This window comes from Gilvibacter sp. (genome assembly GCF_965601605.1).
In the GTDB taxonomy this organism is placed as follows: Bacteria; Bacteroidota; Bacteroidia; order Flavobacteriales; family Flavobacteriaceae; genus Gilvibacter.
The window spans coordinates 45,192-67,470 of the sequence record NZ_CBFCWJ010000037.1; the positions used below are offsets into that span (position 1 = coordinate 45,192).

Annotated in this window: 20 protein-coding genes; 11 read left to right on the forward strand and 9 right to left on the reverse strand. The window is 43.1% G+C overall.

The window, feature by feature from the left end:
* Positions 1 to 89: 89 nt before the first annotated feature.
* Positions 90 to 254, forward strand: coding sequence for a hypothetical protein (locus tag ACSLP7_RS10315; RefSeq protein ID WP_272832364.1), 165 nt, complete (start codon positions 90 to 92; stop codon positions 252 to 254).
* Positions 255 to 312: 58 nt separating this feature from the next.
* Here ACSLP7_RS10315 and ACSLP7_RS10320 read toward each other — a convergent pair whose 3' ends face one another.
* The 5 genes from ACSLP7_RS10320 to prfB all read right to left on the reverse strand — a co-directional run bounded on the left by ACSLP7_RS10320 (position 313) and on the right by prfB (position 5,803).
* Positions 313 to 2,787, reverse strand: coding sequence for a TonB-dependent receptor domain-containing protein (locus ACSLP7_RS10320; RefSeq protein ID WP_435579228.1), 2,475 nt, complete (start codon positions 2,785 to 2,787; stop codon positions 313 to 315).
* 57 nt (positions 2,788 to 2,844) lie between these two features.
* The gene (arsC, locus tag ACSLP7_RS10325; RefSeq protein WP_435579229.1) at positions 2,845 to 3,204 is read right to left on the reverse strand and encodes an arsenate reductase (glutaredoxin); all 360 of its coding nucleotides are present in this window, start codon (positions 3,202 to 3,204) and stop codon (positions 2,845 to 2,847) included.
* Positions 3,185 to 3,694, reverse strand: coding sequence for a hypothetical protein (locus ACSLP7_RS10330; RefSeq protein ID WP_435579230.1), 510 nt, complete (start codon positions 3,692 to 3,694; stop codon positions 3,185 to 3,187). The genes arsC and ACSLP7_RS10330 overlap by 20 nt, the downstream gene beginning before the upstream one ends.
* Before the next feature lie 12 nt (positions 3,695 to 3,706).
* Positions 3,707 to 4,693, reverse strand: a complete 987-nt coding sequence (locus tag ACSLP7_RS10335; RefSeq protein WP_435579231.1) for a carbohydrate kinase family protein — start codon at positions 4,691 to 4,693, stop codon at positions 3,707 to 3,709.
* 2 nt (positions 4,694 to 4,695) lie between these two features.
* Positions 4,696 to 5,803 (reverse strand): peptide chain release factor 2 gene (gene prfB / locus ACSLP7_RS10340; protein ID WP_435579232.1). Its coding sequence is split into 2 segments (ribosomal slippage): positions 4,696 to 5,739 and positions 5,741 to 5,803, totalling 1,107 coding nucleotides; the frame shifts between segments, so codons are not numbered across the junction.
* Positions 5,804 to 5,894: 91 nt separating this feature from the next.
* Here prfB and ACSLP7_RS10345 point away from each other — a divergent pair.
* From ACSLP7_RS10345 to ACSLP7_RS10355, 3 genes are read left to right on the forward strand one after another with little or no spacing between them, the layout of a single operon-like run.
* Entirely contained in the window at positions 5,895 to 8,309 is a 2,415-nt protein-coding gene (locus ACSLP7_RS10345) for a zinc-dependent metalloprotease (RefSeq protein ID WP_435579233.1), read from the forward strand.
* Positions 8,310 to 8,315: 6 nt separating this feature from the next.
* A complete protein-coding gene (locus ACSLP7_RS10350) occupies positions 8,316 to 8,942 on the forward strand; it encodes a hypothetical protein (RefSeq protein WP_435579234.1) in 627 nt (208 codons plus the stop codon).
* Positions 8,943 to 9,956 (forward strand): threonine aldolase family protein, encoded by a 1,014-nt coding sequence (locus tag ACSLP7_RS10355; protein WP_435579235.1) that lies wholly within the window; start codon positions 8,943 to 8,945, stop codon positions 9,954 to 9,956.
* A 48-nt stretch (positions 9,957 to 10,004) separates the two neighbouring features.
* Here ACSLP7_RS10355 and ACSLP7_RS10360 read toward each other — a convergent pair whose 3' ends face one another.
* Positions 10,005 to 10,331 carry a YegP family protein gene (locus tag ACSLP7_RS10360; RefSeq protein WP_272832375.1) on the reverse strand — a complete coding sequence of 109 codons (327 nt, stop codon included), beginning with the start codon at positions 10,329 to 10,331 and terminating at the stop codon, positions 10,005 to 10,007.
* A 231-nt stretch (positions 10,332 to 10,562) separates the two neighbouring features.
* On the opposite strand from ACSLP7_RS10360, the gene ACSLP7_RS10365 reads away from it, so the two are divergent.
* Positions 10,563 to 11,657, forward strand: a complete 1,095-nt coding sequence (locus ACSLP7_RS10365) for an OmpA family protein (RefSeq protein ID WP_435579236.1) — start codon at positions 10,563 to 10,565, stop codon at positions 11,655 to 11,657.
* A gap of 106 nt (positions 11,658 to 11,763) precedes the next feature.
* Positions 11,764 to 12,219, forward strand: a complete 456-nt coding sequence (locus ACSLP7_RS10370; protein WP_435579237.1) for a thioredoxin family protein — start codon at positions 11,764 to 11,766, stop codon at positions 12,217 to 12,219.
* Here ACSLP7_RS10370 and ACSLP7_RS10375 read toward each other — a convergent pair.
* Positions 12,216 to 12,542 carry a YbaB/EbfC family nucleoid-associated protein gene (locus ACSLP7_RS10375; protein ID WP_435579238.1) on the reverse strand — a complete coding sequence of 109 codons (327 nt, stop codon included), beginning with the start codon at positions 12,540 to 12,542 and terminating at the stop codon, positions 12,216 to 12,218. The two genes, ACSLP7_RS10370 and ACSLP7_RS10375, sit on opposite strands and share 4 nt — an antisense overlap.
* 73 nt (positions 12,543 to 12,615) lie before the next feature.
* Between ACSLP7_RS10375 and ACSLP7_RS10380 the strand changes: the two genes are divergently transcribed.
* The 3 genes from ACSLP7_RS10380 (at position 12,616) to ACSLP7_RS10390 (ending at position 17,265) form a co-directional block, all read left to right on the forward strand.
* Positions 12,616 to 14,754 carry a S9 family peptidase gene (locus tag ACSLP7_RS10380; RefSeq protein WP_435579239.1) on the forward strand — a complete coding sequence of 713 codons (2,139 nt, stop codon included), beginning with the start codon at positions 12,616 to 12,618 and terminating at the stop codon, positions 14,752 to 14,754.
* A gap of 83 nt (positions 14,755 to 14,837) precedes the next feature.
* Positions 14,838 to 15,878, forward strand: coding sequence for a PLP-dependent cysteine synthase family protein (locus ACSLP7_RS10385; protein ID WP_435579240.1), 1,041 nt, complete (start codon positions 14,838 to 14,840; stop codon positions 15,876 to 15,878).
* Between the two features lie 124 nt (positions 15,879 to 16,002).
* A complete protein-coding gene (locus tag ACSLP7_RS10390) occupies positions 16,003 to 17,265 on the forward strand; it encodes an aminotransferase class I/II-fold pyridoxal phosphate-dependent enzyme (protein ID WP_435579241.1) in 1,263 nt (420 codons plus the stop codon).
* A 48-nt stretch (positions 17,266 to 17,313) separates the two neighbouring features.
* Here the strand turns inward: ACSLP7_RS10390 and ACSLP7_RS10395 are convergent, their stop codons facing one another.
* Both ACSLP7_RS10395 and ACSLP7_RS10400 read right to left on the reverse strand, forming a co-directional pair.
* Entirely contained in the window at positions 17,314 to 18,432 is a 1,119-nt protein-coding gene (locus ACSLP7_RS10395) for a GTP cyclohydrolase (RefSeq protein ID WP_435579242.1), read from the reverse strand.
* Positions 18,429 to 19,430 (reverse strand): transporter, encoded by a 1,002-nt coding sequence (locus tag ACSLP7_RS10400; RefSeq protein WP_435579243.1) that lies wholly within the window; start codon positions 19,428 to 19,430, stop codon positions 18,429 to 18,431. The genes ACSLP7_RS10395 and ACSLP7_RS10400 overlap by 4 nt, the downstream gene beginning before the upstream one ends.
* A 107-nt stretch (positions 19,431 to 19,537) precedes the next feature.
* On the opposite strand from ACSLP7_RS10400, the gene ACSLP7_RS10405 reads away from it, so the two are divergent.
* Together ACSLP7_RS10405 and ACSLP7_RS10410 are read left to right on the forward strand one after the other, a co-directional pair.
* Positions 19,538 to 19,795 (forward strand): DUF4834 domain-containing protein, encoded by a 258-nt coding sequence (locus ACSLP7_RS10405; RefSeq protein ID WP_291183752.1) that lies wholly within the window; start codon positions 19,538 to 19,540, stop codon positions 19,793 to 19,795.
* Between the two features lie 23 nt (positions 19,796 to 19,818).
* A complete protein-coding gene (locus tag ACSLP7_RS10410; RefSeq protein WP_435579244.1) occupies positions 19,819 to 22,278 on the forward strand; it encodes a YfhO family protein in 2,460 nt (819 codons plus the stop codon).
* Position 22,279: the final 1 nt, after the last annotated feature.

Genomic DNA, 22,279 nt, shown 5'->3' on the forward strand with positions numbered 1-22,279 from the left:
GCGTACGTGAGGGATAATTTTTTTTATCACAGGCTAATAATTTTTTAGATTTTCATTTATCTTTGCAGCATACTAAAAAATAGTTACCCATGTTCGAATTTGACCAATACCTAGGATTTTTAGCATTCTTAACCATCTTGACCATCGGTTTTTGGTTGATGATCTTTTTGATCAGCATCATTCCTTACTGGATTGGAGGAGCATTAATGGAGAAAATGAAAATGAAGCGCGACGCTAAAAAAGCGCAGCAATAAGCTTTCACTTATAGATAAAAAGAAAAGAGCGGTCAATTGACCGCTCTTTTTTTATGCCTTAAGGACGTCCTTGGAATTCAAAGTCGTCATCTCCGCCACCTTGTCTGCCGCGTTGTTGGCGTCTTTTCTGTTGATTGAATCTGTAGGTGAATGACATAGTGAATTGTCTTTCTCTCCATTGGAATTCACTCTCTTGGGTAAAGTTTGGCGTATTGGTCTCGCTGATTCGTTTGCGACTGTTAAACAAGTCACGTACGTTAAAACCTAATGTTGCATTGTCATTAAAAAGGTCTTTGGCGAAGGCTAAATCAATGGATAAGATTCCTTTGTTCTTGGTTTGAGCATCCTCACGCGGTCCGCGGTAAAAGGCATTGGTCTGCCAATCGATCTTGGCCGGTAAAGTAACCTTAGAAGAAAAACGTGCAAACCAGCTGGTGTTGTCCGCACTAAAGTCGGTTCCGTTAAAATCACCTTCTGTCACAAATCGGAAGAAGTTAAAACTACCGTTCAAACGCAGCCATTTGGTTGGATTGTAGAGTACACCTGCTTCTGCACCAAAACGTTCATTGGTCGCTAGGTTAATAGGAATGGTACGCACAACCGGCACGCCGTTGGGAGTTACATCCCCTGTATTTTCTCTAATGAACTGAAACGCATCGGATTCATACTGATAGTAGACAGAGCTAGTCAGAGTAAGCTTTTCCCAACGCTTTAAATAACCTAGATCAAAGGCAGAGGCAAAGGCAGGATTCAAACCTGGATTCCCTTGAAAAATATTGGCCTCACTGGAACGTGAAGGGAAGGGGTTTACAAAGAAACCACGCGGTCTGTTGATTCGTCGGTTGTAACCAAAGGTAATGTTCTCACTTTCTCCCAATTCATAAATTAGGTTTACCGTAGGGAAGAGTCCATCAAAGGTCTCGTCAAAATCCACATCAAAGTCATCTCCAACGGTTGGGTCAAAATCTGATACAGCTCCTTGTTGACGCGTAGATTCATAGCGCAAACCTAAAAGGAACGAGAACTTCCCGAACTTATTTCCGTATTGTGTATAGATAGCATTAACGTCCTGCTGGAAAGTAAATACGTTAGATAGGTTTCCGTTACGCTCAAAAACACCACTAGTTCCCACTTCTTCCAAAACCTGAAAGTCGGTAACTGTTTCTCTAAACTGCCCGCGATAACCGGCTTCAAACTGTGCATTCTCTCCAATAGGCAATACATAATCCGCTTGAATCAAATAGTTGTCACGAGATTCATCTGTAGTAATGTCTTCCGCAGGTAAAGTCTCGGCCACTGGAAATGCAGCGCGCTCTTCAATGAAGTTGGATTCCTCTTCATTACGGGTGTCGTATTGCAGATCAACGGCTAGGTTATGGCCTTCATCATTGAAATTGTTGGTGTAATTCAAAGCTACTTGGTAGCTATCACCCACCTCATTTTCATTTTCAATACGGACAGTCTGTTCTGCCAATGCATTGGAAGTGTCAAATTCATCCGTAAAGTTTCCGGTTCTATCATCGTCATTACCGGTACGGTAAAAACCAGAAGCAGTAATGGTTGAACGGTCCGTTAAGTTATAGGTAATTCCAAGGTTGGTGGTAATTCCTCTTCGGATGCGATCAATGTCACGATCCTCAATTACTGTAGGGTTCTCAATTCCGTCAATATTAAAGTCGTTTCTAAAGAAACCATTTCCAGGCGATTCCTGGTAACGGACTGAAGTAGTATTGAAAATGTTGAATTTCTTTTGACGGTAATTGATGTTTCCAGTAAGACTTGCTCCCCAAGGGAAACCTAAGTTAGAAATAATGGATCCGTTGAATCCTAAGTTCTTGTCCTTTTTAAGTACAATATTGATGATCCCTGCGGAACCTTCAGCATCATAACGCGCAGAAGGGGAGGTGATTACCTCAACGCGCTCAATGGTCTCTGCAGGTAATTGACGTAAAGCATCTGTATTACCGAAGCCTGCAAGCGCACTAGGGCGTCCGTTTATCAAGATCTGTACGTTTCCATTCCCACGCAGATTGATGGCTCCGTCCACATCTACGGTTACGGAAGGGACGTTATTCAATGCATCACTTACTGTGGCACCACTGGTGGTGAGGTCTTTTCCAATATTGTAGATCTTTTTATCCAAGCGTACCACAACTTCTGTAGTCTCTGCCGTTACGACCACTTCTTCAAGACTGGCAGCATCTAAAGCCATTCGTACAGGAGGAAGCTCTGTCGTTTTGTTGACTAAGACGTTTTCTTTTCGAACTGTCTTATAAGAGATATAATCGTACTGTACGGTATAAACGCCTTCTGGTACAGAAATGGAGTATTTCCCGTCAATCTCTGTGATTCCCCCAGCGACCAGATCATTGGCGGCATTAAAAAAGGATACTGTGGCAAATTCAAGCGGTTGCCCGGTTTGCTCATCAACAATGGAACCTTTTACGGTGAAATTTCTTGCATTGGCCTGCCCAAAAGTGAAAGGGATCACAAACAGAATTAGGGCAAGCGTGGTTAGTGCTTTTAGCTGCATTTAGGTAATTTTTTGCGAAGTTAGACCTATATACTCGGCAGCTTCCCTAAGAATATGTTAATCTTGTTTAAGGTTTTGCAAAAAAGCTTGAGCAGCCTCCAAAGGTCTTCCAACAACTGCTGAGTCTGAAGTGCTTAAAATAGGGCGCTCCATGAGCTTGGGTTCTGTTATCATCGCTTTTACCAAATCCGCTTCAGAAAGGTCTTTGCCTTTGTAAGCAGACTTCCATACCGCTTCTCCTTTCCGTATCAACTCCTCCGCAGTAATATTCAATTTGATCAAAAGAGCCTTTAATTCATCCGCAGTAAGTGTATCGGTCAAATAAAGCCTTATGTCATGGGCTATGCCACTAGATTCTAACAATTGGAGGGCTTCTCTAGATTTTCTACAACGCGGGTTATGATATATGGTGATCATGGACATAGGGTTTGATTAAGGCTTCAAGTTCTAAAGTATAATCGTGCTGCAAGTCTTCATGCAGCTTTCCGATCTTTTGTTCGATCTGATTGATCTGTCGCCAGAAAATATTGGTCAACACCTTGTTTTCAAAGATTGACGGTCTGATTTCAGTTAAACCATAGCAAAAATGCATTAAGAGTTCAACAGCAGTTTCATTCTTGTTGGAATAACGTATAAAGCGGCGGAGTTCTCTTAGGATTTTTCGGACGCTCTTCTTGATATAATAATGCGATTGGGTATTGATGCTTTCAAAACTGGCGTCCATATCGGCTTGCAAGGCGGAGATGTATTGCTCTTCATCTTGCGCATCAAAGAGCAAATAACTGAGCATTTCCTTATTGTCACGCTTAAAACGACCAAGTTCTAAACACAGCTGGATCAAGGCTTCCCGGTCTTGAAGCTGCAACTCCTTCTTTATTTGCGATAAAGGTTGTGGTTTAAGACCCATATAATTTCAGTCTTATTGCGACTTGCCTGAGATGTGACCAGCAACAATCATGGCATCAGTTTCCGCCAAAGAGCGGAACACATCAAAGGTCTTGCCTTGTGTGCGTTGCGCACCCATAGCGTTTCCATATTGGGCCGCTTTTACATAGGCTGTGTCTTCTTCTAAAAGTCCAAAAGCGATTCCGCCAGCAAAGGAATCTCCACAGCCAGTAGTATCGACAACGTGATCAACAATTACGGGATCCACGTGTTCTGCGTGAACCTTACCGTCTTTGAGGGAATAAACCATAACACCGCGGGCATCTAAGGTAACATAGAGCGATTTCAAGCCATGGCTGAGGCAATGTGCTGCAAATTCTGGCAATTGAGATTCACTCATGGCATCATGCGTGGCGAGCTCACCCAAGTCGTACTCGTTTTTAAACCAACTGCAATTGGCCTCTTCCAAATTCATCTTTAATACATCTATATAAGGAAGCCAACGATCGCGATCTACCCAAAACTTGGTCACGCGATCTCCGCGATGGGTCAGGGCAGTGGTTGGTCCATGAGCATCAAAGACTATGGTTGCATCACTGTTATTCTTAATGTAGTGCAAGGTCTCCAAAGGCACTTCAAAATCAGTCACCGGAACACAGACAAAGACATCACAGTCCAGTAATGGTGCTACATCTTCAGGCGTAATTGGCGGCATGAAGGCCGTTTGTTTTTCCTTCCGATTGTTTTGATCCAAAAATTGCAATTGGATCACATCTCCTTGATCTTGGGCGTCAGAAATGTAGTCCGTGTTGATGTTGGTATAAGGAGCCAATACCTCTAAAACGCCTTGGTAATCCGCTTTACGGACATGAGTTACAGGATAAACAACACCTTGCTCATCCAACAGGCGAGACAGGGCGATTGCCGTATGGGTGGCTGCACCGTATTTTTGAATGACCTCACCGTGATGAGTAACGATATGATCCCGAGGGATGGGTCCTAAAACTGCAATTTTATACATAGCTATAGTTCGTCTGCCGGCTTTTCTTGTCCGGTCATCATTAAATATTCTTTTAAAAACTCGTCCAAAGCGCCATCCAATACGGCATCCGTGTTTCCGGTCTCGTAATTGGTGCGGACATCTTTGATCAATTTATAAGGATGGAGCACATAGTTTCTGATCTGTGACCCCCATTCAATGGCTTTCTTTTCTGATTCTATTTGATCTCTGGCCGCCTGTCTTTTTCTCAGTTCGATCTCATACAACTGCGACTTGAGCATTTGCATGGCCTTTTCTCTGTTTTCTAGCTGAGAACGTGTTTCACTGTTGTGAATCACAATTCCAGAAGGGTGGTGGGTCAAGATGGCCTTGGTTTCTACCTTGTTCACATTCTGACCTCCAGCACCGCTAGATCGTGCAAAGTCCCAGCTGATATCCGCAGGATTAATGTCGATCTCTATGCTGTCATCTGCCAGAGGATACACATATACAGAGGCAAAGCTCGTGTGGCGCTTGGCGTTACTGTCAAAAGGGGAGATGCGTACCAATCTGTGTACACCATTTTCACTTTTGAGCCAGCCAAAGCCGTATTCTCCATCAATTTCTAAAGTTACTGTTTTGATCCCAGCTACATCACCCGGTTGAAAATTCAATTCTTTGACCTTAAAGCCTTTCTTCTCTGCCCACATCAAATACATACGCATGAGCATTTGGGCCCAGTCGCAGCTTTCGGTACCTCCAGCACCCGCCGTGATCTGTAAAACGGCGCTCATATCATCGCCTTCATCGCTCATCATATTTCTGAACTCGAGGCTTTCTGTGGCTTCTTGGGCCTTTGTGAACGCCGCATCCACCTGCTCTTGGGTGGCTTCGTCTTCTTTGTAGAACTCTAATAGAACTTCGGCTTCATCAATAAGGGTAACAGCTTCTTCAAAGTCGCTGACCCATTTTTTCTGCCCCCGAAGCTTTTTCATAAAAACTTCTGCTTCCTTGGGATTGTTCCAGAAGTTAGGGTCGAAGGTCTTTTCTTCGTCATTGGCTATAATGACACGCTTTCCGGCAATGTCAAAGATACCTCCTTAACGCATCCTGGCGCTCTCTAAGATCCTTGATCTGATCTGTTGTAGTCATACTTGCTTGTTAGTCACACAAAAATAGAACTTCAAGGTCTGCGATGAAACAATTTTGACGTATTTTTATGCCTCTAGCAAACCATTTTTTTATGAAGCGATTGATTTGCCTTTTGGCAATTGTATGTTGTATCTCCCCAGTTAAATCACAATTCTTAGAAAAACAGGAAGACCTACAAGCCTTTAACGGCTTCTTCGATTTTCATTACAGTCCTAAAGCGGGCGCTATTTATTTAGAAGTCGACAAGCTCGATCAAGAGTTTTTGTATGTGCATTCGTTGACTTCTGGCCTAGGTTCTAATGACATTGGTTTGGACCGTGGGCAGTTGGGAGATGGTGTTATCGTAAAATTCATTAAATCAGGCAATAAGCTTTTGTTACTGCAACCCAACCAAGACTACAGGGCGGTCACAGATAATGAAGCGGAGCGTAAATCCGTAGAGCAGGCTTTTGCTAAATCTGTGCTGTTTGGATTTGATATTAAAGAGACTACAGCAAGCGGCAGCTATGTTATTGACCTTACGCCTTTTTTAATGCTAGATACCCATGGCGTTGCGCAACGTTTGGCTCGAGCTAAAGAAGGAAAGTACAGCTTGGACAAAACCCGCAATGTATTGTGGATGGAACGCACCAAGGCTTTCCCTAAGAATGTGGAATTTGAAGCCATGCTGACTTTTAAAGGGCAGCCCACAGGAAGAAACATAAGCAGTGTAGCACCGGATGCCAGTGCATTGACTGTGATCCAGCACCACAGTTTTGTGCAATTGCCTGATGATGGTTATTCTCCCAGAGCTTTTGATCCACGCAGCGGAGCTATCCACCGATCTTACTTGGATTATTCTACGCCGATTTGGGAACCGATTCGCAAGAGGATTATCGTAAGACACCGCTTAGAGAAGAAGAATCCTGGCGCTGCGGTAAGTGAGGCGGTTGAGCCCATCATTTATTATTTAGACCCAGGAACTCCTGAACCCGTGCGTTCTGCACTTTTAGAAGGCGGACGTTGGTGGAATCAGGCTTTTGAGGCTATTGGTTATAAAGATGCTTTCCAAGTGAAGATGCTCCCAGAGGATGCTGATCCTATGGACCTGCGCTACAATATGATCCAATGGGTACACCGATCTACTCGTGGTTGGAGTTACGGAGCGAGCATTGTGGATCCACGTACCGGTGAGATCTTAAAAGGACATGTAAGTCTAGGGAGTTTGAGGATTCGTCAAGACTTTATGATCGCACAGGCCTTAATGAACAAGCCTTTTGCAAATAGTGATGACAATTACCAACCCATGCTAGAAATGGCCTTGGCCAGAATCAGACAGCTTTCGGCTCATGAAATAGGACATACCTTAGGTTTTGCACACAATTTTGCGTCTAGCCCTACGGGACGCGCCAGTGTCATGGATTATCCGCATCCACTACTTAGAATTAAGAACGGCCAGTTGGACATCAGCAATGCTTATGATACGGGTATTGGAGTTTGGGATAAAGTAACCGTTGCTTATTCTTACGGAGACCCTTCAGCCGGGCAATCAGAGAAAGACTATTTAAACCAAGTATTGGCTCAAGCTCAAAAAGACGGCTTGCAATTCATATCAGACAGTGATGCCCGCGCTCAAGGTGGGGCGCATGCATACGCACACCTTTGGGATAATGGGGAAGATGCCGTTAAAGAACTGGAAGAGGTCATGAAATTGCGTCAGACAGCTATGAACAATTTTTCTGTGGATAACATCCGCAGCGGAGAACCACTGACTGTTCTAGAAGATGTATTTGTTCCGCTGTACTTCTTCCACCGCTACCAGACAGAAGCAGCTGTAAAGCTTATTGGTGGTTTAAACTATAACTACTCGGTTAAAGGAGATGGTGATTTGATTCACGAGGTAGTCAGTAAAAAGGAGCAATTAAAGGCGCTTCAGGCCATGATGGAGACCCTAAAGCCCGAAAACTTGGTGATTCCTGAGCATGTATTAGAACTATTCCCACCACGTGCCTTTGGTTATTGGAGAGACCGTGAATCCTTTAAAGGAAAGACTGGAGTGGCTTTTGACCCAGTTGGTGCCGCCACGACTGCTGCAGATTTTACCTTGGGACTTTTGTTGCACCCAGAGCGGGCTAATCGATTGAATCAGCAATCAGCCATGAATAGCAAAAATGCCAGCTTTTTGGACATTATGAATTATCTGAGTGCACAAATCATATCGGTTTACCAATTCGACACTGAATACGAGTCGGAGATATCTAAAGCCGTTAAACACCGAGTTATTCAGCATATGATGAATCTGGCCATGGATGGAAGAACCACTCCAAGTGTGAAGGCACTTGCGCTGAGCTTTTTGACTTCCAATCAGGAGGTATTAACCGAAGAAGGCAGTTTGTTTTCTCAGTTCTTGGCTCTTGAAATTAAAAACTTCATGGAAGACCCAGAAGAATACAAGCCGCAATCGGCCCCAACCATTCCGGACGGGAGTCCTATTGGGAGCTTTCAGTGTTCTCATAATCAACACTAAATAGTGATGAAACAGTTTGTTTTAATAAGTGTACTGCTACTTAGCCTCCCATTGTTTGCGCAAAATGATGCCCAATATGTGGAAGGCTTGCTCAGAGACCACGTAGAAGCGTTGCTGGCAGAGGGCGTGACGGAGGTCTTTGTACGCGCCAACAAATGCGAGGGTAGTGTGAAACGATTTATGCTGCGCGATGGGAGCTGGTGTACTTCAAACGGCACTTACATTGAAACTGCGGTTGTTTATGCTAAGGATGAACAACTCTATTTGACAAAAATTGACAATTGCGGTTTGTTTAAAACGGTTCAGCTTGAGGATCCGAAGATATTCGTCTATTACAAAGAACACGAGCTTTTGCTCAAAACAGAAAGGCTCAAAGAATATGACACCGATGTTCCTTATACAGATACCAAATCCAGGACAGAAGTATATAATTGCCGTTGGGCTTATGTCTTTTTTACAGGACCTGAAACGTTCAACTCTCGCTATGACGAGATCCAGTTGACCAACGATCCTGAGCATCCGAATAAAAATTTTGAATACAACAACAACCATCCACTGGTAGCCTTAGAAGCTATGGTGGATGATACCTTGAAAAGTCTTGAATCTCAAGGCAAACTCAATAGAAAATACTAAATGATAGACCTCAGAAGCGATACGGTTACCAAACCGACACCCGGCATGCTTCAGGCCATTATGCAGGCAGAAGTAGGCGATGATGTTTATAAGGAAGACCCGAGCGCGAATGCCTTAGAGCAACGCATGGCTGAAATGTTCGGAAAGCCTTCGGCGCTTTTCTTTCCAACGGGAAGTATGGCCAATCAAGCGGCCATTAAACTACACACTCAACCTGGAGAGCAATTGATCTGCGATAAATACGCACATGTATATAATTATGAAGGTGGAGGTGTTTCTTTCAATAGTGGGGTATCTTGTAAACTTTTGGACGGTACTCATGGCAAGATCACTGCGGCTCAAGTAGAGGCCGCGATCAATCCGCCTGACTTTTATCACAGCCCACTCACAACATTGGTCTGTCTGGAGAATACCACTAACAAAGGAGGAGGAGCTTGCTACGACTTTGATACCATTGACGAGATCCGCGCGATTTGTGACAAACACGGTTTGGGCCTTCACTTAGACGGAGCTCGTTTAATGAATGCTATAGTTGCCATGGGGCAGGATCCCAAAGAATTTGGTAAACGCTTTGATACCATCACAGTATGTTTTAGCAAAGGATTGGGTACTCCCATAGGTACTGTTTTGATCGGTAATCAAGACCTTATGGACAATGCTATTCGCGTCCGAAAGGTCTTAGGAGGCGGAATGCGCCAAATAGGGTATATGGCTGCCGCCTGTCTTTACGCCTTGGATCATCATGTGGAACGTTTGGCTGAGGACCATAAAAAGGCCAAAGAAATAGGGGAGGTTTTACAAAGCTTGCCTCAAGTAAAAAAAGTGGCTCCTGTGGAGACCAATATTGTGATCTTCCATGTTGAAGATGAATCCACCTTTTTAAAAGCTATGGATGACCATAATATAATAGTGAGTAATATGGGCCAAGGAGCGTTGCGTGTAGTGACGCATTTGGATTATACGGGTGCCATGCATCAAGAGTTTTTAGAAATACTCAGAAAGACATTGTCATAAAAAAAGCCCTGCAATCGCAGGGCTTTGATTTTTTAAAGGACGTTGGATTTACTCTACCTCCTTAACATCCGCGTCTGGAGCGTTGTTCTTGATAGATTGAATTCCATTCTCCATACCAGCTTCTGCAGCATACATTTGGCTCGTACCAATGATTTGGCTGTTGGCAGCTTTTAGGTTGAAGTAGAATTTTCCATTTTTAGCCGTGTTGCGCTCAAATTTAGCGTCGTCGCTAGAATTCTTACGTACAGACTCAATACCATTCATCGCTCCGCTTTTGCTGGCGTATACTTGGCTAGAAAGGATAACTTGCCCGTTTTTGGCCTTCAGTACAAAGTGATACTGATCGGATCCTTCTTTTTGCTTCAATTCAAACATGTTTGTATTATTTGGTGTTAAACTTCGTATGTGTAAGTAAATATCCGAAAAAAAAGCTGAAAAATGATTTGTGAGTTCTCTAAGGTTTCAAAAAAACTTAGAATGGTATTTAATCGATGAATAATGTCTTTTGTCGATTTTAACTAGGAGTTAATCTCAATGTCTGTTAAAAAAGACTAAAAGAAAAGGACATTTGCCCCACGTTAAAACAAATCACTAATAAACATCACAATGAGAAAAATTGTACTACTAATCCTGGCCGTAGGTCTCGCGAATCTAACTCATGCCCAAGACCTTCCGTCCAATCCAGAACCTGGTAAGTGTTATGTACGTTGTACTACACCAGACGTTTATGTAAATGAAGATGTGCAAGTAATGGTTAAGCCTGCTTATAAGGTATTAAAGACCGTTCCTGCACAGTATGAGACCGTAACTGAGCGCGTAATGGTAAAAGCAGCCGGTAAGAAATTGGTTGTAGTTCCTGAAAAGTGGGGAACAGAGACTATCTCTTATGTAAAGAAGCAAGGAGCTTCTACATTACGTGTAATTCCTGCAAGCTTTTCTAGCGATTCAGAGACTTTGGAGATTAAACCAGCTTACGCTCAGTGGGAGCTTGGTACTGCAGCACCTGACTGTGCTTCTGCCAACCCAGATGACTGTCGTTACTGGTGTTACAAAGGATATCCTGCAGAATACCAAACGGTAGCTATTCAGCGTTTAGCAAATGATGCCAGCACTACTTCTACGCCAGTTTCTGAAGTTCCTGCTACTTACACCAAGCGTGTGGTTATTGAGCCAGCTCGTGTAGAAGAAGTAGAGATTCCTGCAGAGTACGCTACTATCACTAAGACTGTACTAGTTAAAGATGCACAAGTTGTAGAAGAGACTATTCCTGCAGTTTACAAAACGATCACTCGTGAAGTATTGCAAACAAAAGGTGGACTTACTACTTGGAAAGAAGTAGAGTGTGAGCTTTTGGAATACAATGACTTGAACATCAACTGGAACTTGGGATCTGCTACTTTAACTACTGAGGCTAAGCGTGAGATCGACACTAAATTACTTCCAGTATTGAAAGACGGAGTACGCGTAGAGATCGCTTCTCACACAGATTCAAGAGGTACTGCTGCCAGCAACAGAGATCTTTCTGAGCGTCGTGCGCAAGCGGTAACTAACTACTTGATCTCTAAAGGGATCAACTCTAGCCGTATCGTTTCTAACGGATATGGAGAGTCTCAATTGTTAAACCGTTGTGCTGATGGAGTTTCTTGTTCTGAGCGTGAGCACAGAGCAAACCGCAGAACGCAGTTTAGAATCATTCAGTAATTCACAATCAATCCTGTGAACTATCGAGTTGAGGAGTCCCATTAATTTGGGACTTCTCTTTTTTTTGCCCATTTTTGGCACGATATCTGTTCCCAAATCAACAACTATGAGAACCCTACTAATTGTTCTAGCTTTTGTCTTTACGCAAAGCGGATGGTCACAAACCCAGGAGAAGACCCAGTGGATGACCAATCTGGAAGACGCCCAGAAAATGGCCAAAAAGGATAAGATGCCTGTATTACTTTACTTTACGGGCAGCGATTGGTGTGCGCCTTGTATACAGTTAAAGGAGGATTTCTTCGAAACCGATGAGTTCCGTTCTAAGACTCAGGGCTATTTCCTGGTAAAGATTGACATTCCGCGTCGTATGGACATAGTTTCTGCGGAACAGTTGGCCTACAACAAAGAGATCCTGAAAAAATACAACTCAGACCGTTCTTTTCCCTTATTGATCGCTTACAATCACAAGGGCAAAAAGATAGGGGAGGTCTCTGGATACAGCAGTCTTCGCGATACTACCTACCACTACGACTTGCTGGATAAGGTAGCCGATAAATACTAGCCGAACATATTGTCAAGCCCAGGAATGTTAGGTATTCCTTCCTTGGCAACAGCTGCGAGTTCGGTCTCATTTACAGAAGTTGCCTGCGCAATAGCTTTGTTCAAAGTGATCACCAAATAATCTTCCAATTGTTCCTTATCGCTTAATAATTCATCAGCGATGGTGATATTCTTGATCTCGCGATTGGCGGTTAAGGTCACATTAATCGTTCCTTCTGAATTCTCTGCATCTATCAATACAGTGTTTAAGCGCTCTTTGGTCGCTGCAACTTTGGCTTGGGTCTCTTTGAGTTTACCCATCATTCCCATAATATCTCCGAACATAATTTTAGCATTTTATTCGCCGCAAATTTACTAATTTAGAGGGCCTATATAAAACAATTAGAAACTCAAAATCATGTTCAAGAACATCTTCATCCTAGCAGTTTGCACTATTTTTGCCGCTTCCTGCAATCAAGATCAAAAACCTAAAGCAGCAATGGATATAACGCCACCAACGGCAGAAAAGAAAGCAAAAAACCTAGAGATTCACGGTGATGTACGTGTAGATAATTACTATTGGCTTAATGATCGAGAAGATGAGGAAGTGATTGACTATCTCGAAAGAGAGAACGATTACTTTGATAAAATGACCGCGCACACCAAGGCATTTCAAGAAGATCTTTTTCAAGAAATGAAGGGACGTATCAAAGAAGACGATGCTTCCGTGCCTTATTTCTATAACGGTTATTATTACGTGACGCGTTACGAGACTGGGAAGGATTACCCGATCTACACGCGTAAGAAAGGTTCATTGGACGCGGAGGAAGAAGTGCTTTTTGATGTCAATGAAATGGCAGAAGGCTATCCTTATTACAACCTAAGAGGAATCAACGTGAGTCCAAACAACAAGATGGTTGCTTTTGGGGTAGATACCGTTAGCCGTAGAAACTATACTATTTACGTGAAGAATTTGGAGACGGGAGAGATCTTGGATGAGGCCATCCCAATGACTACGGCAGGTTCTGAGTGGGCTAATGACAACGAGACCCTATTCTTTACAGGGAAGGATCCGGTTACGCTCCGCAGCGATAAGATCTACAGACACAAGCTCGGAGATGACCCAACAAATCCAACCCTCATCTTTACAGAGGAAGACGACACTTTTTATACCTATGTGTATAAAACAAAGTCAGACGACTATATGATGATCGGAAGTACAAGTACTTTGACTTCTGAATTTCAATATTTAGATGCCAACAATCCTACGGGGGAGTTCCAACCAATACAGGCTAGAGAACGCGGCTTAGAATACTATGTTTCGCACTTTGGAGATCATTTCTACATCTTGACCAATAAAGACGGCGCTAAGAATTACAAACTCATGAAGACTTCTGTATCTAATACTGGGAAGGACAACTGGGAAGAGGTTATTGCTCATGACAACGCGGTCTTATTAGAGGACATAGATATTTTTAAAGACTATTTAGTAGTAAGCGAGCGTAGTGAAGGTCTGAACAAACTCAAGATCATTCCATGGGCCAATCCAGATGGGGCTTATTACCTGCCTTTTGAAAGCGAGACTTATACCGCATACACCACTCAAAATGTAGATTTCAACACAGAAGTTTTGCGCTACGGTTTCAATTCTATGACCACACCGGCCTCTGTAATTGACTTCAATATGGCAACTAAGGAATCTACGGTTATGAAAGAGACCGAGGTCCTGGGTGGAAAATTTGATAAAGACAATTATGCTTCTGAGCGCGTTTGGGCTACAGCTGCAGACGGAACCAAAATTCCGATCTCCTTGGTATATCGCAAGGGTATGGAAAAGAACGGCAAGAACCCTGTACTGCAGTATGCTTACGGATCTTATGGCTCTACCATCGACCCGCGTTTTTCAACGACGCGTTTGAGCCTATTGGACCGCGGATTTATCTATGCCATTGCACACATTCGTGGAGGTCAGTATATGGGCCGTCAGTGGTATGAAGATGGTAAGATGTTCGCTAAGAAGAACACCTTTACAGACTTCATCGACTGTTCTAAGTTTCTTATTGAGGCTGGCTACACTTCAAGCGATCACTTATACGCTTATGGTGGATCAGCTGGAGGCTTGCTGATGGGAGCAATTGTAAACATGGCTCCGGAGCTTTATAACGGTGTTATTGCGGCAGTACCTTTTGTAGATGTCGTGACTACAATGTTGGACGATTCTATTCCATTGACTACTGGTGAGTATGACGAGTGGGGGAACCCGAACAACAAAGACTCCTACGATTATATGTTGAGTTATTCTCCATACGATCAGGTGAGTGCTCAAGGATATCCAAACTTATTGGTAACTACAGGACTACACGATTCACAAGTACAATATTGGGAACCGGCAAAATGGGTTGCTAAGCTTCGAGAAATGAAGACCGATGACAATGTATTGCTTTTAAACACCAATATGGACGCCGGTCACGGTGGCGCCTCTGGACGTTTTGAAGCCCTCAAAGAAGTAGCCAGAAACTGGGCCTTCCTCTTTGATTTAGAAGGTATAACCAAGTAGTTTGAAATTTTTGACTTAACTTTGCAGGGTTGAAACCGCAATTCACTCAAGAAGAGCGGCTTTCTTCTGACTAAGCAGAATTTATGAAGGACAAAATCCAAGCACATGACAACGTGCTTTCTCTCATTGGGAATACACCTCTTGTCAAATTGAGCAAAATTACTGCCGATATCCCCGGTAATTTCTACGGAAAAGTTGAAGCATTCAACCCCGGTCACTCCTCCAAAGACCGCATTGCCTTACACATCATTGAAGAAGCAGAGCGTCAAGGAATTTTAGCTCCTGGCGACACTATAATCGAAACTACCTCTGGTAATACTGGATTTAGTATCGCTATGGTGAGCATCATAAAAGGATATGAGTGTATTCTAGCAGTGAGTTCTAAATCCAGTGGTGACAAGATCGATATGCTTCGTGCCATGGGAGCTCAGGTATACGTTTGCCCAGCACACGTTGCAGCAGATGATCCACGTTCGTATTATGAGGTGGCAAAGAGACTGCATAACGAGATCAAAGGCTCGGTATACATCAATCAGTATTTCAACAGCTTAAACACCGCGGCACATTACCGCAGCACAGGGCCTGAGATCTGGGAGCAAACAGCAGGTAAAATAACACACTTGGTGGCTTGTAGCGGTACAGGCGGAACCATTTCTGGGACGGCCCAATACCTAAAAGAACAAAATCCAGATATTCAGATCGTTGGAATTGATGCCTATGGGTCTGTTTTAAAGAAATATCACGAAACTCGTGAGTTTGATAAGAACGAGATCTATCCCTACCGTATTGAAGGTTTAGGAAAGAACTTGATCCCAACAGCTACTGATTTTGATAGCATCGATCAGTTTGTCAAAGTAACTGATGAAGAAAGTGCTCATAAAGCAAGAGAACTTGCAACCAAAGAAGGACTTTTTGCAGGTTACACCTCTGGTGCAGCGCTTCAAGGTGTTCAACAATTGGGAGAAGAAGGATTCTTTAAAAAAGACGATGTGGTTGTGGTAATTCTACCGGATCACGGTTCGCGCTATATGAGTAAAGTCTACTCAGACAAGTGGATGAAGGAGCAAGGCTTCTTTGACGCAGAACACGAAGAGGTTGTTGGCAACATTCAATATGTGAAATAAACGCCTTAAACAAAATACTTAAGCCCTGCATTTGCGGGGCTTTTTTATGCGCAGGAATTCGCGAAAAACCCTGATAATTAGGAATAAATTTATAATTTTGCCCGGAAACTTTAATAGCAAAGATTTGGCAAAGGATTTATTCGAAAAGATTTACAGAGATAAGGGGCCGTTAGGCAAGTGGGCAGAAGCAGCAGAAGGCTATTTCGTATTCCCTAAGCTAGAAGGACCAATCGGTAATCGAATGATGTTCAACGGGAAGGAAGTGATCACTTGGAGTGTGAACGACTACCTAGGATTGGCAAACCATCCAGAAGTTCGTGAAGTAGATGCCGCTGCAGCCGCACAATACGGTTCAGCATACCCAATGGGAGCTCGTATGATGAGCGGGCATACTAATCTGCACGAACAATTGCAGAACGAGCTAGCTGCATTTGTAAACAAACAAGCCGCATACTTATTAAACTTCGGTTACCAAGGAATGGTATCTACCATTGATGCTTTGGTTTCTAAGGATGATGTGATTGTATATGATGTAGATGCTCACGCTTGTATCATTGACGGTGTTCGTCTTCACTTAGGTCAGCGCTTTACCTATAAGCACAACGATATGGAAAGTATCGAAAAGAACCTAAAACGCGCTGAGAAAGTAGCTGAGAAGACTGGAGGAGGAATTCTTTTGATCTCTGAAGGTGTTTTTGGAATGCGTGGAGAGCAAGGAAAGCTAAAAGAGATCGTTGCGCTAAAAGAAAAATATAACTTCAGATTGTTCGTAGATGACGCTCACGGTTTCGGAACTCTTGGGAAAACAGGAGCTGGTGCCGGAGAAGAGCAAGGCGTACAAGATGATATCGATGTATACTTCGCCACTTTTGCGAAATCTATGGCCTCTACAGGAGCATTTATCGCTGGAGACGAAGAGATCATTAATTACTTAAAATACAACCTGCGTTCTCAAATGTTCGCCAAGTCGCTGCAAATGCAGTTGGTTGTTGGTGCATTGAAGCGTTTGGATATGATGCGTTCAAGTACTCAGTACAAAGACAAATTGTGGGAGAACGTAAACGCACTACAAGACGGTCTGCGCGAGCGTGGATTTGATCTAGGAACTACACAGAGTTGTGTAACTCCAGTTTATCTTAAAGGGAGTATTCCAGAGGCTATGGCCTTAGTGAAAGACCTAAGAGAGAATCACGGAGTATTCTGTTCTATAGTGGTTTATCCTGTAATACCTAAAGGATTAATTCTGCTTAGAATGATTCCAACGGCGTCTCACACTATGGAGGATATTCAAGAAACATTAGAAGCGTTCTCTGCTATTCGCGAGCGTTTAGAAAACGGAACTTACAAAAGACTTTCAGCAGCTCTAGCAGCTTCAATGGGAGAATAATAGTTCTGATATATGAACTAAAAAAAGCCACCAATACGGTGGCTTTTTTTATAGGTCTTTTCTAAAGGTGCTGCGTTCCTTGTGCTGCACCGGGCCGTAATCCTTCCAAAGTAGTTGTACGGCTGTATTCTCCGCCAATTCTGGATTGGTTTCCACTTGGGTAATTCCTTTGGCATTGAAGAGCTTTTGCATTTCCGCAAAAATAATAGCAGTAACGCCTTTTCCTTGGTATTCCGGATCAATACCAATTAAATAGAAAGCGGCGGTATCGTTCTTTTTCTGAGCTTGCATTAAATGATACCATCCAAACGGGAAGAGTTTACCATTGGCCTTTTTAAGGGCCTTAGAGAAGCTCGGCATCACCACGGAAAAGGCGATGAGCTTGCCCGTATTGTCTTTGATACAGGTAATATAATCCGGATGGATGAAGTTGAAGTACTTCTCCTTGTAATAATCGATCTGATATTGTTGAATAGGAACAAAGGTTTGCAGACTGTTGTAGGTGTTGTTCAATAACTCAAACATAGCGTCTACATAAGGAATGATCTCTTTTTTAGAACCAAAGCGAATGACCTCAAGATCATAGCGCTTTTTGATCAAGGCAGAGAATTTTTTCACCTTTTCCTTCATTTCAGGAGGAATACTCAGGCGGTATTCCACCCAAGTTGCCTGTTTTTCAAATCCGAGTTTTTCAAAATGCTCTGCATAGTAAGGAAAGTGGTACCAGGTGATCATGGTATTCAATTCCTCATACCCCATAGTCAAGATCCCGGCCTTTTCCATATTGGAGAAGCCCACAGGTCCTTCTATATATTCAAGATTATTTTGCTTCCCAATGGTCTTTACCGCTTCCAAAAGGGCTTTGGTCACTTCAATGTCGTCAATCATATCCAACCAACCGAAACGCATCTTTTTCTTGCCTTGCTCGTTGATCTCTAAATGATTGATAATAGCAGCAATGCGCCCTGCAATTTCACCGTTCTTATACGCTAAGAAATATTGAGTTTCAGCATTTTTGAAAACAGGATTTTTCTCGCCACTTAAGGTCTCTAGCTCATCATTGATAAGCGGTGGCACCCAATATTTGCAATCTTTGTAAAGGCTGAAAGGAAAGCGTACAAAGGCCTTGAGGTCTTTTTTGCTGGTTATTTGTTTGACTTCAATCATGGACGGTCTTCAAAAGGATTTCCGCCATCGTCTTCAACGTCGACATCATCACGGCGGTTGCGCTTTTTCTTCTTTTTCTTTTTGTTAATGGGTTCTCCATCAGGCCCAGTTTCTTCTATATATTCATCTTCTCCGTGCATATCAAACCGATAGCTCGCACCAATTCTAAAGAAGGTGCGGGTAGGAGTGTCCTTCCAATTCAGCAGTACCGAGGCATCCAACTGGAAGTCTTTGTTGAACAGATAAGCTGCACCACCTCTAAAGAGCTGGTCTGCATAAAAGTCACTTTTGATCCCCTCATTCTCAACAAAAGCAGAGAATTTCTCGCTAAAGGCGTGCGTCAAGGTCAAGATATAGCTGTAAGACGGAAACTCAGTAGTTACACGATCAACAATAATATTCGTTACAAAAACCCATCCGCCTAAAAAGTTATTCTGAGTAATGATAACCACACGCGGACTGATGGTCAATTCATCTTCTGGTGTGAATGGATTGTCCTCAAAGTCAAAATTGGCACCTGCATAAACAGATACAGCAGGGATCAAGTCGCGCCACTGAAAAGTGTTGTTAGCTTTCCAGCTGTATAGATTCGGACCTTCTAAATCACGCTTTCTGTACGGGTCGTATAAGAGATACTTAGCTCCAACACTGTTAAGTCTAAAATTTGCCTGAGTAAAGTCACCCGTAACAAAACCATCATTGAAAGTAACTTCATTGCGTTGGTAATTTCCTATAGCGTTGATCTCTAATCGCTCTTTGAGAAGTCCATAACGAACGGCGTAGTCAATACTGAAAGCACTGGCCTCCGTGTTGAGCAGATCGTGATTCTCTTGACCTAATCCCAGGCCCAATTCCAGTTGTAGCACGTTTTTACCTACAGCAAAAGCACCTTGTGAATTACCGGGTCGGTTGGAATTAATGGTCTCCGTATATTGACCTAGAGCGGTCGGAACACTTATCAGAAGTATGCATAAACTTAGCCAGAGGCGGGTGATCATGGGGTGTTGGTTTGCAGTCAAAGATAGCAGAATTTATTAGTTTTTTAATAGTTCTTTAGCGGCTTCTTGCCCGCTGAATCCCTACCTTTACATTAAATTTAAAGTGCATGGATGCATTGAGAACGTTTTTGATCGTTATTTTGGTATTGCTGATGCTGCGTTTTGCGTTAAAACTCGCTGCGCCATACATTTTGCGCTATGCCAGTAAAAAGCTTCAGCAGCGCTTTGAACAACAATTTGGAGCCTTTGAGCAACAGCAACCCCCTAAGCCAGAAGGCAGTGTACATGTGCACCGCAAGCCACAAGGAAAAAAAGAGGCCACTAAGGTAGTCGGGGACTATATCGATTATGAAGAAATTGATTAATTTGGAGGCTTAAATCCGCTTCTATGGCTGCCTTAAAAAAAGCGCTTCCTCATCTCATTGTTTTAATTCTATTTGTCTTAGCCTCGCTGATCTATTTCAGTCCGGTACTTCAAGGCGATACCATCTTTCAAAGCGATATTGCTCAATTCAATGGAATTGCCAAGCAACAACGCGACTTTAAAGCAGCAACTGGTGAGGAGACCTATTGGACCAATGGCGCCTTTGGCGGAATGCCAACCTATCAGATCGGAGCGCGCTATCCAAACCACCTGATCAAAAAACTAGACCTAACACTGCGCTTTCTGCCAAGACCTGCAGATTATTTGTTTTTGTATTTGCTGAGTATGTATGTGCTGCTTTTGGTCATGAAAGTAGACTATAAGCTCGCATTTCTGGGTGCCTTAGCTTTTGGCTTTTCCACCTATTTGATCATAATACTCGGGGTAGGACATAATTTGAAAGCACACGCCATAGCCTATATGCCACTAGTTTTGGCGGGGATAATTTTAACCTTTAGGCGGAAGTATCTTTGGGGATTTGCACTTACGGCAATTGCCATGGGCTTGGAATTGGTGGCCAACCACTTCCAGATGACCTATTACCTCTTGATATTGGTTGTGGTTTTGGGAATAGCTTATTTGATTGATGCCATCTTAAAAAAGCAACTACAACATTTTACAAAATCTGTTTTAATCCTGTGCGGAGCTGTATTATTGGCCATTGGATTTAACAGTGCGAATATATTAGCGACCGCTGAGTACGCACCTTATTCCATGCGCGGAAAGAGCGAATTGACCATCAAACCAGACGGAACTCCTAAAGAGGTTACCAACGGTCTATCATACGATTATATCACGGAGTACAGTTATGGGAAACTGGAATCATTCAATTTAATGGTCCCTCGTTTTATGGGAGGTGGTTCTGGAGAACCCTTGCCAGAAGAAAGCGAACTTATTGAAACCTTGAGAGGTTTACCGATCTCCCCGGAAGATGCGAATAATATCTTGAGACAGGTTCCGTTGCCCATGTATTGGGGGCAACAACCCATTATAGAAGCTCCGGCCTATGTTGGAGCCATAGTGGTCTTTTTAGCGCTTTTAGGCTTCTTTTTGATCAAAGGCCGATTGCGTTGGTGGTTGTTAGGAGGTATTATTTTAAGTCTGTTGCTCTCTTGGGGTAAGAATTTTGCCTTCCTCACCGAATTCTTTGTAGACTATGTGCCGCTTTACAATAAGTTTAGAGCCGTTAGCTCCATGCAAGTGATCATTGAGCTGTTGTTGCCTATTGCGGCTGTTATTGGTCTGCACCAACTCTTTAATGATTTCAATTCTAAGGAAAGCCGTAAGAAGGCATTGCTGCTTTCCGGTGGGATAGTCTCTGGATTGTTGCTGATTTTTTACCTCTTCGGATCCAGTTTGTTTGATTTCGAGGCGCCCTATGATGCTGACGTTGCTGCAGCCTTGGGTGAGATTGGACCTTTACTCATTGAAGGTATTCAGGCCGATAGATTCTCTGTGTTTAAAGAAGACAGTTTACGATCCCTAGGATTGGTCGTTGCCAGTTTTGCTGTATTGTTTGCTCTGATGCGCCAAATGATCAAAGAACCAGTGGCTGTTGGGATTTTAGCGGTTTTGATAGTGGTCGATTTGGTTGGTGTTGATAAACGCTACGTCAACGAGGATGACTTTGTTGACTCTCGTGTGATGGAACAGCCATATCAAGCCAATGGCGCGGATCTTCAAATTCAAAAGGACACCGACGGTTTCTTTAGAGTATACGATATGACCAGTGCTGCTTTTACCAGTGGACGTGCGAGTTTCTTCCACAACGCCTTGGGAGGGTATTCCGCAGTTAAAATGGGCCGCATCAATGATATTAACCATTTCTACCTGATGCGTGAACAGCCCAATATGAACATCATCAATATGTTCAATGTGCGTTATTTGATTCGCTTTGGAGATAACGGTGGGCCTTTTGCGCAGCGCAATCCGGGAGCCAATGGCAATTCCTGGTTTGTCTCCGACTATGAAATGGTAAATTCAGCAGATGAGGAAATCCAAGCCTTAGCAGATTTAGATACAAAACGTAAAGCCGTAGTTCATTCAGACTTTGCCGAACAACTAAGCGGCAAGCGTTTCACGGTTGATTCCACAGCAACCATCAGCCTTAAAGAGTTTGCACCTAATAGAATGGTTTATACGAGTAACAGTAGTCAAGAGGGCTTAGCGGTCTTTTCTGAGATGTACTATAAACCCGGTTGGAAGCTGACCGTTGACGGTCAAGATGCTGACTATTTTAGAGCTAATTATACCCTAAGAGCTATGGTGTTACCGGCTGGATCTCATGAGATCGTGTTCTCTTTTGAACCAGAAGTGGTGCAACGCGGAAGCCTTTTAAGTTTAGTTTCTGCTACCGTCTTCATACTGATCTTGCTGGGATTTGGGTATATGAACTACAGAAAATCTGACCGAGAAGCTGCCTAGC